Genomic DNA, 12,020 nt, shown 5'->3' with positions numbered 1-12,020 from the left:
TGCCGCACGAGTCGAGGCGGTCAGCCACGGACAACCGGGAACGCAGCCCGCCGCGTTCCCAGCAGTCCGCGCTTGACTACCCAACGGGCGGTCGAGGCGTTCCACAAGTTCAGCAACTGGCTGATGTTCGCCTCCGACGTGCTCCAGGACAACGCCCCGGACCACCAGGAGAAGACCATCAAGTTCAACGAACTGCTGGCGAACTGCCTCATTTTTCATACCGCCGTGGACATCACGAAGGTGGCCAACGACCTCATCGACGAGGGCTGGGAGGTCGACCCGGTGGACCTGGCCACCGTCACCCCGTACATCGCCAGCAACAGGTGCGCGTAGGCCAGGTTCGCGCGGGTCACGTCCGCGGCGGTCAGGTCCGCGCGGGTCAGGTCCGCGCCGGTGAGGTTCGCGTCGCCCAGGTTCGCGTTGCCCAAGGACGCGCCGGTGCGGTTCGCGCGGGTCAGGTCCGCGTGGTCCAGGCGCGCGCTGCGGAGGTCCGCGTCGCGCAGGCTCACGAGGCCGAGTTTCGCGCAGGTCCGCGCGACCCAGGGAGGCCTTGCGCAGGTCCGCGAGGGTTAGGTCCATGCCGCGCAGGCATGTGTTGGTCAGGTCGCGCCGGGCAGGTACGCGCCGATCAGGGGTGGGCGTCGAGCACCGCTGGCCAGGAGGACCCCGGTCCACCAATTGCTGGAGGTCCGGACGCGCAACCAGGGCTGGGGAGGGCGCGCAGCCAGGGCAAGGCGGCCGAGGGCGGTGTCAGGGTGCGTCTTCATGGCCCCCCCCACTCTGCGGTACGGGCGCCTGTGCCGGAGCTGAGGCCGGCCGACGGCCCTGCGCTGAGTCTGGGTCGCGGTCCCACCTCCACGCCAGAGAGGATGCCGCGTGTCGTGGCGGGGGCACCGATGCCGAAGATGAAGGCTGGCCACGGCCCATCGATCTGGCTATGCGCGGCTGTGGCCACCAGGGCTCCCCACACGAGCCCGCGACCAGTACGAACAGCCGCGGCCAAGTGTACCCGGCCGTCACGACATCCAGCGACAGTGACAGCACCGAGGCAGCCCCTCCACCTGCCAGTCCGTTCAGTACACTGCGGCACGCCGACCGGGTTCCTCCACTGGCCCGAAAAATCGAACACATGATTGAATCTGGCTATGAGCTCGATTCCCGACGACCTCGCGCAAGCCCAAGAGGAGTGGCACGCCACCTACCGGCAGCTCGCCGTACGACCGCGTACCGCGCTCCGGCAGCAGCTCATCCACTTGTCGTCGGAGGTGCTGTTCCATCCGTACTGGCAGGGCCGGCGGTCAGCGGGCTGGGCGGCGCTGCATGGGGCGCGCCATGTCCGACCTACCCTCTGACCCGACCCGACTGCGGGCGATCCTGGCGCACCTCGACAAGCAGCTCGCCGAGAACGAGACGGTCGGCATATACCTCCGACTCCAGCGACAGGCCGTCCTCACTGCACTGGGACATGCCGAACGGCCGCCACAGCAGCAGCGGCCGATGCGGAAGGTGAAGGGCGCGGGCCCACTGCCCGGCTTCGTTCCCCCACCCGTGAAGACGGGCTATGTCGTCCGGCAGAAGCGCACCCCGCACGGGTCCGAGCCCGCCTTCATCCACCTGGCCGACTGCCACATGATCGAGGGCACGCCGCACCGGATCAGGGCAGACGAGGCACGGGCAGCGCTCACGGACCCGACCATCGAGCCGTGCCAGTTCTGCCAGCCGGACACGGAACTGGGCATGGATCTGGCGTGAGCATCTCGGGTGACGACGTGGTACCCGTCGGCCTGGTCGGACGTACATTCGGGTACATGCACGAGGTGCCCCGACGCATCGGCCCCTCCACGGACCGCGCGACGGCCGCCCTCATGCTGGGCTGCTCGCCGAACCAGGTCGGCTACTGCGCACGCTGCCAGGGGCCGACGCAACGCTACGGGAACAACGCTCAGCTGGCGTGCCGGGCCTGCCGCGCAGCCGAAGCCGCCAACGGTTCCTCCAGCTGATTGGCGACGGTCACCCGGCGGCCGGGACAGCACCCTGCCCGAACGTCCGGCGCGAACAGCCAGCCCCACACCAGTACCCCGAAGGGTGATCCGAGCTGTTCGAGCGACACCGGCACGCCCCGATGCAAGGCCTGCTTGACCCGAGACACCAAATGGAACATCTGTCCACGATCTGCCCCGGATCAGCCCGTTACAGGTCCATCCGGGGGCCGTTGATAGAGCACCAGTGCCCCTCGTGTGTCCATCTGGAGGACCCCGTGAATCCCGTGCCCGCCCCCGCCAGTCCTGCCACCGTATTCGAACGTCCCCACCTGGCCGCCCTCTGCTCCGCTCAATCGCGGCACCGGGTTGACGCCGCCGAGGGCGCAGCACGACCGGATACGCGGAGGGGGGCATGAGCGCCGGCAGCGATGCGGACAGCACCCCCCAGGGGGAAGTGCCGGCCCCCCGCCGGGCAGAACTACCGCTGCCGCCCGCCGCCGTGCCCGCAGGACCTGAGGACGGTGACATCACGGACGGCCTGGCGGAGGCGTACTGGTCCGTGTATGACGGCGCCTCGTCCAAGGCCACGGTGGGACAGATCCTCGCCCGGCTGCCGCGGATCGTGCGCCAGATCGGCCGGCTGGCCTGGCACGCCGGCCGGAGCGCGACCGTCGCGGTCGTGGTCCTGCAGCTGGCCTCGGCCGCGATGGCGGCCTTCGGGCTTATGGCTTCGGTGTCGGTGCTGCGGGAACTGTTCGCCCAGGGCCCCACGCCGGACAGGGTGCGTGCGGCTGTTCCCCAACTGCTGTACGTGGTCGGGTTCCTCTCCGCCCGGGCGCTCCTCGATGCTGGCGTCGCCGTCGCACAGGCCCGGGTGACACCGAAGATCCGAACCGTCCTGGAGTGCGAGTTCCTCGACCTGACCGCCCACGTACGCCTGGAAGTCGTCGACGACGCCGACTGGCACGACGAGGCGTATCGGGCGAACGACCGCGGCTTGTTCTACGCCAGGCAAATCGTCGGCCAGGTGATCTCCCTAGCCGCTGCCCTGCTCGGACTGGTGGGTACGGCCGGCGTTCCGGGCGTCCTGCACCCGGCCTTGCTGCCGCTGCTCCTGCTGTCCGTGGTGCCCGTCGGCGCGGCCGCCGTGCGCACCGCTCGGGCCCGCTTCCACTCCTTCAAGCGGTGGAACGCGCTGCAGCGCAGGGTGCGGGTCTTCTCCTGGCTGCTGCTGGAGCGGGACGCTGCCGCCGAACTGCGCTCCGACACCGCCCAGGGGGCGTTGCTGGAGGAGCACCGCCGTCTGACGAAGCGGATCGCCGAGGAGGACACCCGTCTCGGCGTGAGTTCAGCGGGGCTGACACTGGCGGGGCGGGCCGTCTCAGGGATCGGCACCGGTATCACCTACACGGCGCTCGGCGCCATGCTGATCGCGGGCTGGCTGCCGCTGGCCGCCGGCGCGGGCGCGGTCCTCGCCATCCAGGCCGCCCAGACTTCGCTGACCCGGCTCGTCGACGTCTCCCACCTGGTCTACGAGCACGCCATGTGGGTGGACGACCTCCTCGCCTTCCAGGAACGCTGCCGCGCACTGCAGCCCCGCCGCAGAGGGCTGCCTGCTCCGCAGGCGGTCAGGACCATCACGCTGGACAACGTGTCCTTCACCTACCCGGGCAAGGACAGCCCGGCACTCGACCGCATCTCCCTGACCCTCCACGCGGGTCAGACGGTCGCGTTCGTCGGCGTCAACGGCTCCGGAAAGTCCACCTGCGCACGGCTGCTCGCCGGACTGTACGACCCCCAGGACGGGGGCGCGGTCCGCTGGGACGGCGTGGACGTACGGGAGATGGACGCCGAGTCCCTGCAGTCCCGGGTGGGCTGCGTGCTGCAGGATCCGGTCCGCTTCCCCTTCAGCGCGCTGGCCAACCTCACGATCTCCCGGGGCACCCTCACCGAGGCCGAACCGCACCGGGCCCTGGACGCCGCGCGGGCCTCCGGCGCCGAGCAGGTCGTCGCCGGCCTGCCAGGCGAGTGGGAAGCGCTGCTGTCCAAACGGTTCCGCAGGGGCCAGGAGCTGTCGGCCGGCCAGTGGGCGAAGATCGCCGTCGCCCGCGGCCTGTACAAGAACGCGCCGGTACTGCTGCTGGACGAACCGACCGCCAGCATGGACCCCCGCGCCGAACACGCCGTATACCGGACGGTGTTGCGTGACACTGCCCGCCCGGACCGGATCACCGTGCTCATCTCCCACCGCTTGGCGAGCGTGGTCGAGTGCGACCACATCTTCGTCTTCGACGGCGGCCGCATCACCGAGACCGGAACACACCAGGAACTGATGGACCTCGGCCGCGAGTACGCCGCCATGTTCACCCTCCAGGCCGCCGGCTACCGCGCCGAAGCCGGGGAGGCGGCATGATGCCCGACGGCCCTCAGCCTCAACCCGCACTCCCACCGGCCGGCGCCCACCTGTCGCTGTGGCGCCACGACAACTTTCGGGGATACCTGACCGGTCAGGCTGCCAGCGTGGCCGGCAGCTCGGTCAGCACCATGGTGATCCCCGTGCTAGCGGTGCTCAAGCTGGATGCCACCACGGGGGAGGTTGCCTGGCTCACATTCCTGAGCCAACTACCACCCGCACTCCTGGCCTTGCACGCCGGGGCCCTTGCCGACCGCCACTCCAAACGGAAGCAGATGATCACCGGTGATCTGGTCAGCGCCGCCGCGCTGGCCAGCGTGCCGGTGGCGGCCGCCCTGGACCGGCTGTCCCTGACCCAGCTGATGGTGGTCGCGGCCGTGCAGGGCGCGGCGGGCGTGCTGCACGATGCCGCCGCGATCAGCCTCCTGCCCAGCCTGGTCGACCGAGCCCTGCTCCAGCGGAGCAACAGCCGCATCGGCGGGCTCTTCGCCGTCGCGGCCACCGCGGGCAGCAACCTCGGCGCCGCCCTGACCGCGCTCCTCGGGCCAGCCCGGGCGCTCCTCGGGGATGTCCTCTCCTACCTCTTCAGCGCCTGGTGCACCGCCCGTATCCACGCCCCCGAGAGGCCTCGGCCCCCGGCGAAGGACCGCCGACTGCACGCCGAGATCGGCCAGGGCCTGCGCTACGTGCACCAAGACCACCGGTTGCACACCCTGACCCTTGTCAACGCCACGACGTCGGCCGCCCTGGCGCTCCTCAATACCCTGTGGGCGCTGTACCTGCTCAGGTCCCTCGCGATGAGCGCGACCGCCTTCGGCGTGGTCCTGGGACTCGGGGCGCTGGGCGCGGCGGCCGGTGCGCTGGCCGCCCCGTCACTCGCGGCGCGCTACGGGCCCGGGCCGATGATGCTCAGCGCGCTCGCGATCACCCCGCTCACCCAGATCCCTCTGCTCCTCGCCTCCCCGGGCGTGGTCTGGCAGTTCGCCATCGCTGCCGCCCTGTTCCTTCAGCTGGCCTGTGCCGGGGCCGCGGGGACGACCCAGCGCACCATTCGCCAGATCGTCACCGCCGACGGCATGCAGGCCCGGATGCAGGCCGTGAGTACCTGGCTCACCTCCGGTGGGCGGCCGGTGGCCGCGCTCCTCGCCGGCGGGCTCGGCACGTGGATCGGCGTGCGCCCCACCCTGGTTGCCGGTACCTGCCTCCTCATCGTCCCCCTGGTGGTTCTCTACCGCTCCCCGCTGCGCGGTCTGCTGGACATGCCCGGCTCACCCGCCGTGGCTTCTCCTTCAGCCGAAGCCGTCACACCTCCGACGCCGTCGGGGCCGATCGTCCCGAATCCCGCAGTCGCCGTGAATGTGCGGAACGACCGCTCTTCGGAAGGCGGCCCGTGAACACAAACCCGGACACGGCCCCCGGTCCGAAGCCGTCATCGGCGGCCCCGCCGTCGGGCGTGCCCCTCCTGCTCAGCACCTACTCCCTGCCCTTCAACGTCCGAGGTGATCACGTGCCGCCCACCCGCTCTCATATCCGCGCGACCGTCGAGGCCTATCTCAGTCGGCATGCCGAGGAACGGGACGCTCTGGAGGGGTTGCTGGCTGTCCTGGAAGGCACCGGCGAGCCGTCGAGCCGGGCCACGCTGCCCGGTCACGTCACCTGCAGCGCGGTGGTCATCGACCGCGACCGTCGGGTGCTCCACATCGGACATCGGGTGACGGGGCTGCTTCTCGCTCCAGGCGGCCACGTCGAGGCGGGTGACCGTACGCTCCTGGCCGCGGCCGTGCGGGAGGTGTGCGAAGAGGCCGGGCTGCGTCCCGGCGACCTGTGCCTGACTCCACAGTTCCTCGACGAGCCGATCGACGTGGACGTCCATGACATCGACGCCAATGCGGCCAAGGGCGAGGCCGCTCACCAGCACTTCGATGTCCGTTTCGCGTTCTACCTCACCTCCGAGCAACCGCCCGCGCTCGCTCTGCAGGACGAGGAAGTCGCCGGGGCCCAGTGGCTCCCGTACGCCGACGTGCGCTCGCCCACACTGCGGGCCAAGCTCCTCGCTGCCGAGCCGCACGGCCTGGATGGGCGCCCGGAGCCCGTCAGCGCCAGCGCCCTGATCCACGACGGAGCTGGCCGGTACCTCCTTCATCTACGAGATGACCGCGAAGGCATGTGGGAGCCCTGGGTCCTGGCCCTCGTGGGAGGCAAACGGTCGCGGGACGATGCCAGCCTCGAGGCGACACTGCGGCGCGAGCTGGCAGAGGAGACGCCGGGCCTGGAACCCACGGGCCTGATGCCGTTCGCCGTCCAGGAGGCGACGAGCGTCGACGGCCTAGCCGTGCCCATCAGCGTCTACGCCGGGCACTGGACCGGTGATGCCGAGGCGGCGGATCTCCGCGAAGGTGTCCTTCTGACGTGGTGCACCGTGGACATGCTCGACCGGCTGCGCCTGAGTCCCGGGCTCGGGGAGCTGATCCGGCGCCACGCGGCCGAGCACCCCGCGGCGAAGGAACTGCCGGACAGCACCGGCCCGCTGGCCGACGAGGCTCCGCCGGGGACCGAGCTGCACATCGTCGGTGTGCACCTCCATCTCCAGGACGACCAGGGTCGCATCCTCCTCGGCCTGCGCCACCCGGACTCCACGTATGCGCCGGATACCTGGCACTTCCTGGCCGGCCACTGCGAGCGGGAAACGGCGATCGACTGCCTGGTTCGGGAAGCAAAGGAGGAAGCGGGCCTCACCATCGAGCCCGAGGACGTCGATCTCGTCCACGCGGTGCACCACGTCGACTCCCCCGACGCCCGGCCGAGGATCGCGCTCGTCTTCCAGCCTCGCTCCTGGACTGGCAACCCGGAGGTCCTGGAGCCCGACCGGTGCGTGGAGTGGCGGTGGTGGAAGCCGCAGGACCTGCCGGAAGCGGTCGTGCCGTACACCCGGCAGGCGATCGACGGAATCCTTCGAGGGCGCCTGTACTCCGAACAGGGCTGGGGCGAGCGATGAGCACTCTGGACACCTGTCCCGGCGGCGGCCCGGCCGGCGGGGCCACACCGACGGATGCGGAAGCGGATCCGGCAGCCGCTCGGGCGGCGATGGTCGCTCGGCTAGAGGAGGAAGGGTCTCTGTGGCCGGGCCCGGTCCGCGACGCCCTCCTCGCGCTGCCCCGCGAAGTGCTGATGCCTCAGGCGTACGTACGGCGCGGCGGGCCGGGAGAGGAGTTGCCGCAGTGGGATCTGCTGGACTGGTCGGCGCCGCTGGACCGCCCCGAGCTGCTCGGGCTGCTGTACGGAGGGGCCAGTGTGCTCGTCCAGCACGATGGAGAGCCGCTGCTGGGCCGGGCACGCGGGACGCGGTCGGGGGCGTCGATCACGTCGATGTCGACGGTGATGGGTTTGACCGTCGAGCTGCTGGAGGAGCTGGATCTGCGCCCGGGTCTGCGGGTGCTGGACATCGGGACGGGCGCGGGGGTGACCGCCGCGGTGGCCTGCCAGGTCTGCGGCGACCAGGGGGTGGTCACCCTCGATCGGGACCGGCACCTCACCGCCGCGGCCGCTGCCCGCCTGGCCGATCTCGGCTTCCGGCCGCAGGTGGTGTGCGGTTCGGGCGAACAGGGCGTCCCGGGCCGGGAGTTCGACCGGATCTTCGTGTCGTACACGGTGGAGCGCGTGCCGACGGCCCTGGTCGAGCAACTCGCGCCCGAGGGCAAACTGCTGGCGCACGTGACCAGCGCATCCCCGTCGTGGCCCGGCCTCGCCGTCATCGAGCGCACCGCCGACGGGCGGCTCACGGCGGAGCTGCGGGCCGTGGAATTCGCCCACCGTGCCGGGTACGGCATGGCGCGGATCTGGCTCAGGGAGGAGTTCCGGGAGCGCATGGCCACCGAGCCGGGCACGTGGACCCAGCGGAGCATGCTGGCGCCGCCCGCAGACAGCGATCGCGGCTTCTGGCTGGCGGCCGACCACCTCCTCGGCGGTGGTCTGGTGCGGGACTTCGGCTCTGAGCACCTCGCGATCGGCGCACCCGGCTGCGGATCCTGGATGCGAGCGGAGCCGGTGGGCCACCGGCGCTGGAGCGTCACCGTCCAAGGGCCACGGGACGTCTGGAAAGAGATCCAGGACCTCGCCGACCGGTGGCGGGCCGCACGCTCCCCCGACCGCTACCGCCTCTACTTCGACGCGGACGGTCGGCAGCGCGCCATGTCCGAGTGCGGGCGACTGTCCTGGCAACTACCCGTCGCCAGCCCGCTCGATGAGGGAGCCACCTCGTGACCTACCCCGACGGGCCCCTTCCGGGCCTTTCACCGGAGCAGGAGGCACTGTTCGAGGGCGCGGCGTTGACCTACGCCCGCCACAGCCCCGGCCTGTCGGACGCGGTGGTGCGCCTGCTCGCCGACACGCTGCGGGGCCGTCCGTCCCCGGTGCTGCTCGACCTGGGCACCGGAACCGGGCAGGTGCCCTTCGCGCTCCTGTCCGCCGGCGCTGACCTGACGCACATCGAAGCCGTCGACGTCAGCCCGCAGATGCTGCATCAGGCCAGGCAAGCCATCACCCCCGTGCTCGGCCACTGCACCCTCACCCTGGTCAACGCGGCGGCCGACGCCTACGAGCCGCTCGCGACGCTGCCCGGCGAACCGGACTCCGGCCCAGACCTGATCACCTGCTGCCGGTCCTACCATTGGATCAACGGTCCAGCGGTCCGGGAGATGGCCGACCGGGTCGCCGCACCAGGTGCCGCAGCGGCGATCATGGGCGACGGGAGCCTGTGGACCCACGACGCCGCCTGGACCCGTGCGCCGCGCCAATTGATCCAGCGCTACCTGGGCCAAGAGCGCCGGGCGGGCGCCCGCAGTTCCTACGCCGAGCCCCGCCGCTCGTACGAGGAGGACCTCGCCGCCTCAGCGTTCAACGACGTCACCGAACATCTCTTCCCCGTGACCCGCACCTGGGCGCCGCAGGAGGTACTCGGCTACCTGCGCACCACGTCCTTCGCCGCTCCTGAGCTCTTCGCAGAGCGGCACCAGGCGTTCGAGGACGAGACCCTCGGACTTCTCCACGCCCACGCGGTGGACGGGCCCCTGGTCGAGGAAGCGACGTTCAGGGTTCTGCTCGCCAGTCGTCCGGAGGGAGCGCGGTGAGCGGCGGGCAGCGGCACACCGAGCCGGTGGACGTCCACGTGATCCTGCGCCGGGAGACAGCCGACGGGCCCCAGGTCCTGCTGTCCCGGCGGGCCGGGCAGGTGTACGCCGCCGGCCTATGGCACCTGCCGTCGGGGCATCTGGACGGACCGCACGAGGACGTGGTCACCGCCCTGATCCGCGAGGCACGGGAGGAGACCGGTGTCGTCATCGACCCGGCCGACGTGCGTTCCGCCGTGACCGTGCACCACCGCAGCCCCGGAGGCGCCTCCCGGACCGGGCACTTCTTCGAGGTCCGGCAGTGGAAGGGCGAACCCGGCATCGCCGAGCCGGACGTCTGCGACGCGATGGACTGGGCACCCCTTACCGCCCTGCCCGCCCAGATGGTGGCGTACTGCCGTGCCGGATTGGACGCCTACATCGCCGGCGTGCGCCTCGCCGTGCACTTCCAACTGCCCAGCGACAGCATCGCCTTCGACCCCGGCGCCGACCGACTGCGCCTCGTTCCGGACGAGACCCGCCAGGCGTCTACCGCCCGTCCCGACGCCGCGGTCGTGGAGTTCGCGGAGCGGGCGGTCGGCCGGATCGCGCAGTGGACGGATACGTCGTGGGCGCGCGAGGAGAGCCGCGTGTGGCGGGTCCACGGCGTCCAGGGCGGCACCTGGTACGTGAAGGTCCACCAGAACGAGCGGTTCCACGGCCGGGAAGTGCGAGGGCTACGAACGTGGGCGCCGGAGCTGGGGGCGGCCGCACCCCGGCTGGTCGCCACCTACGAGACCCTGCGGGCGGTGGTCCTCACCGCGGTACCGGGCCGCCCGCTGCACGGCAACGTTTTGGCACCGGGGCGGGAGAGGGCGGTCTTCCGACGGATCGGCACACTGGCCCGCCGCATCCACCAGTCCTCTCCCCCACGGCCCACTCCCGCCGGCAGCGGCCCCGCCGTGGCCAAGTCTGACCGGCACCTGGCTGGGGCGCGGTCGCATCTGCTCCCGGGTGATGAGGAGTTCATCCGCGAGCTCGTCCGGCAGGCCGAGGACCTGCAACCGCTGGATTGGGTGGAGACCCACGGAGATTTCCAGCTCCGCAACATCCTCTACACCCCCGACGCCGCGGACGAGACGGACGACCTTGATGTCTTCGTGGCGGTGATCGACCTCGAGAGAAGTGAGCCGGGGCCAGCCGTACGGGATCTGGTCCGCCTGTCCGACGCCTGGGCCGGCCGCCCCGACCTGTTCGAGGCGTTTCTGGCCGGGTACGGCAGGTCCCTGACCGCCGCCGAGGAGGCCCGCCTCGTCATCGACGCAGCGCTCGATTCCGTGAGCGGGATCGCGTACGGCGCCGCCCACGGCGATCCCGAGCTGGTCGAACGCGGCAGGCGGACGCTGGCCCGGCTGCGCGCCGAGCACCGTGCAGCCCTTTCAACGACAGGAGATGCGACGTGAACGCCGACACGGCACCCACTGCCGCGGCCGAGCCGCGCGACGCCGCCGGGCGGCCGCCGGTCCGCGCGGCAACCGCCGCTGACGCCGAGGCCATCACCCGGATGCGCTCCGAATACGTCCTGTCCTCACCGCTGACCGAGGACTGGGTCCGGCAGTGCACGGACGACCTGGCGCCACGGCTGACGCCGGAGGGAGACGCCCGGGCCTTCGTCGTCGATGCCCCGGACGGCACGATGGCCGCCTGCGCCCTCGGCCTGATCCACCCCGTGCTCCCGGCCCCGAGCTACCCCCGAGGCCGAGCCGCCCGCGTGCAACTGGTCGCCACCCAACCCGAGTTCAGGCGCCGCGGCTACGCCCGGGCCGTCGTCTCCACACTCCTCGACCACCTCGCCGACGTCGAGGACGTCACACTGTTCGAGCTGCACACCAGCACAGAGGCCGCGCCCCTGTACCGGGAGCTCGGCTTCAGCGGCAATCCGGCACTGATGCGGATGACCCGCCACCGCCAGCCCGCCGGTGCCGTGCCCGCTGCGCAGCCGGACTCGACGTGGGTGCCGCCGCAGCAGTACGCCGACGCCCTGCCCCGGGCTGCCGCGTTCGTGTGCCTCTACGTCACCGACGAGGACGACCGGCCCCTGCAGTTGCATTCCGTCTACTCCCCCGGCCACCCCTGGCACATGATCGGCGGCGCGATGGATCTGGGCGAGCGGCCCTGGGACGCGGTGTTGCGCGAGTGCCGGGAAGAGACCGGCCTGACCGCCGCGGGTCCGCCCCGGCTGCTGGCCACCGTGTTCGGACAGCCCCGGGCACAGCGTCCGTACAGCACGCTGCAGCTGATCTTCGACGGCGGTCGCCTCACCCCTGAACAGATGCGGGGCATCACCCTCAACCCGCGCGAGCACGACGAGGCCCGCGTCCTGCCCCTTGCCGAGTGGGAGGCACTGATGCCGGCCCGCGATTTCGCTCGTCTGCGCGCCGTGGAGGAGGCCCGCCGCACCGGCGTGGCCGCATACGTCGACACCTGGGGGGACGCATGAGCAACAGCAGCATCGTCTTG

12 protein-coding genes are annotated in these 12,020 nt (G+C 71.4%); 11 read left to right on the top strand and 1 reads right to left on the bottom strand.

Going from position 1 to position 12,020, the window contains the following annotated elements:
• The first annotated feature begins 72 nt into the window (after nt 1-72).
• The gene (locus ACWC94_RS34140) at nt 73-333 is read left to right on the top strand and encodes a Tn3 family transposase (RefSeq protein WP_450801170.1); all 261 of its coding nucleotides are present in this window, start codon (nt 73-75) and stop codon (nt 331-333) included.
• Here ACWC94_RS34140 and ACWC94_RS34135 read toward each other — a convergent pair.
• Nucleotides 216-509, bottom strand: coding sequence for a pentapeptide repeat-containing protein (locus ACWC94_RS34135; protein WP_450801169.1), 294 nt, complete (start codon nt 507-509; stop codon nt 216-218). The two genes, ACWC94_RS34140 and ACWC94_RS34135, sit on opposite strands and share 118 nt — an antisense overlap.
• 636 nt (nt 510-1,145) lie before the next feature.
• Between ACWC94_RS34135 and ACWC94_RS34130 the strand changes: the two genes are divergently transcribed.
• The 10 genes from ACWC94_RS34130 to ACWC94_RS34085 all read left to right on the top strand — a co-directional run bounded on the left by ACWC94_RS34130 (nt 1,146) and on the right by ACWC94_RS34085 (nt 12,000).
• A complete protein-coding gene (locus ACWC94_RS34130) occupies nt 1,146-1,352 on the top strand; it encodes a hypothetical protein (RefSeq protein ID WP_450801168.1) in 207 nt (68 codons plus the stop codon).
• On the top strand, nt 1,333-1,752 hold the full coding sequence (locus ACWC94_RS34125) for a DUF6233 domain-containing protein (RefSeq protein WP_450801167.1): 420 nt from the start codon (nt 1,333-1,335) through the stop codon (nt 1,750-1,752). The genes ACWC94_RS34130 and ACWC94_RS34125 overlap by 20 nt, the downstream gene beginning before the upstream one ends.
• A complete protein-coding gene (locus ACWC94_RS34120; protein ID WP_450801166.1) occupies nt 1,749-2,000 on the top strand; it encodes a hypothetical protein in 252 nt (83 codons plus the stop codon). Before ACWC94_RS34125 ends, ACWC94_RS34120 begins: the two co-directional genes overlap by 4 nt.
• 394 nt (nt 2,001-2,394) lie before the next feature.
• On the top strand, nt 2,395-4,395 hold the full coding sequence (locus ACWC94_RS34115) for an ABC transporter ATP-binding protein (RefSeq protein WP_450801165.1): 2,001 nt from the start codon (nt 2,395-2,397) through the stop codon (nt 4,393-4,395).
• Complete coding sequence (locus ACWC94_RS34110; protein ID WP_450801164.1) at nt 4,392-5,789, top strand: MFS transporter; 1,398 nt, start codon at nt 4,392-4,394, stop codon at nt 5,787-5,789. The genes ACWC94_RS34115 and ACWC94_RS34110 overlap by 4 nt, the downstream gene beginning before the upstream one ends.
• Nucleotides 5,786-7,390, top strand: coding sequence for an NUDIX domain-containing protein (locus ACWC94_RS34105; RefSeq protein ID WP_450801163.1), 1,605 nt, complete (start codon nt 5,786-5,788; stop codon nt 7,388-7,390). The genes ACWC94_RS34110 and ACWC94_RS34105 overlap by 4 nt, the downstream gene beginning before the upstream one ends.
• Nucleotides 7,387-8,655 (top strand): protein-L-isoaspartate O-methyltransferase family protein, encoded by a 1,269-nt coding sequence (locus tag ACWC94_RS34100; RefSeq protein ID WP_450801162.1) that lies wholly within the window; start codon nt 7,387-7,389, stop codon nt 8,653-8,655. The genes ACWC94_RS34105 and ACWC94_RS34100 overlap by 4 nt, the downstream gene beginning before the upstream one ends.
• Complete coding sequence (locus ACWC94_RS34095) at nt 8,652-9,521, top strand: class I SAM-dependent methyltransferase (RefSeq protein ID WP_450801161.1); 870 nt, start codon at nt 8,652-8,654, stop codon at nt 9,519-9,521. Before ACWC94_RS34100 ends, ACWC94_RS34095 begins: the two co-directional genes overlap by 4 nt.
• Nucleotides 9,518-10,963, top strand: a complete 1,446-nt coding sequence (locus tag ACWC94_RS34090) for a phosphotransferase (protein WP_450801160.1) — start codon at nt 9,518-9,520, stop codon at nt 10,961-10,963. The genes ACWC94_RS34095 and ACWC94_RS34090 overlap by 4 nt, the downstream gene beginning before the upstream one ends.
• Complete coding sequence (locus tag ACWC94_RS34085) at nt 10,960-12,000, top strand: GNAT family N-acetyltransferase (RefSeq protein WP_450801159.1); 1,041 nt, start codon at nt 10,960-10,962, stop codon at nt 11,998-12,000. The genes ACWC94_RS34090 and ACWC94_RS34085 overlap by 4 nt, the downstream gene beginning before the upstream one ends.
• Nucleotides 12,001-12,020: the final 20 nt, after the last annotated feature.

The sequence above is a fragment of the Streptomyces sp. NPDC001135 genome, assembly GCF_053598395.1.
The sequence above is the reverse complement of the archived record's forward strand: the minus strand, read 5'-3'. Positions and strand labels throughout refer to the sequence as shown.

Coding starts and splice junctions, on each gene's coding strand:
- ACWC94_RS34130 (WP_450801168.1), top strand. CDS start 1,146: ATGAGCTCGATTCCCGACGACCTCGCGCAAGCCCAAGAGGAGTGGCAC.
- ACWC94_RS34125 (WP_450801167.1), top strand. CDS start 1,333: ATGTCCGACCTACCCTCTGACCCGACCCGACTGCGGGCGATCCTGGCG.
- ACWC94_RS34115 (WP_450801165.1), top strand. CDS start 2,395: ATGAGCGCCGGCAGCGATGCGGACAGCACCCCCCAGGGGGAAGTGCCG.
- ACWC94_RS34110 (WP_450801164.1), top strand. CDS start 4,392: ATGATGCCCGACGGCCCTCAGCCTCAACCCGCACTCCCACCGGCCGGC.
- ACWC94_RS34100 (WP_450801162.1), top strand. CDS start 7,387: ATGAGCACTCTGGACACCTGTCCCGGCGGCGGCCCGGCCGGCGGGGCC.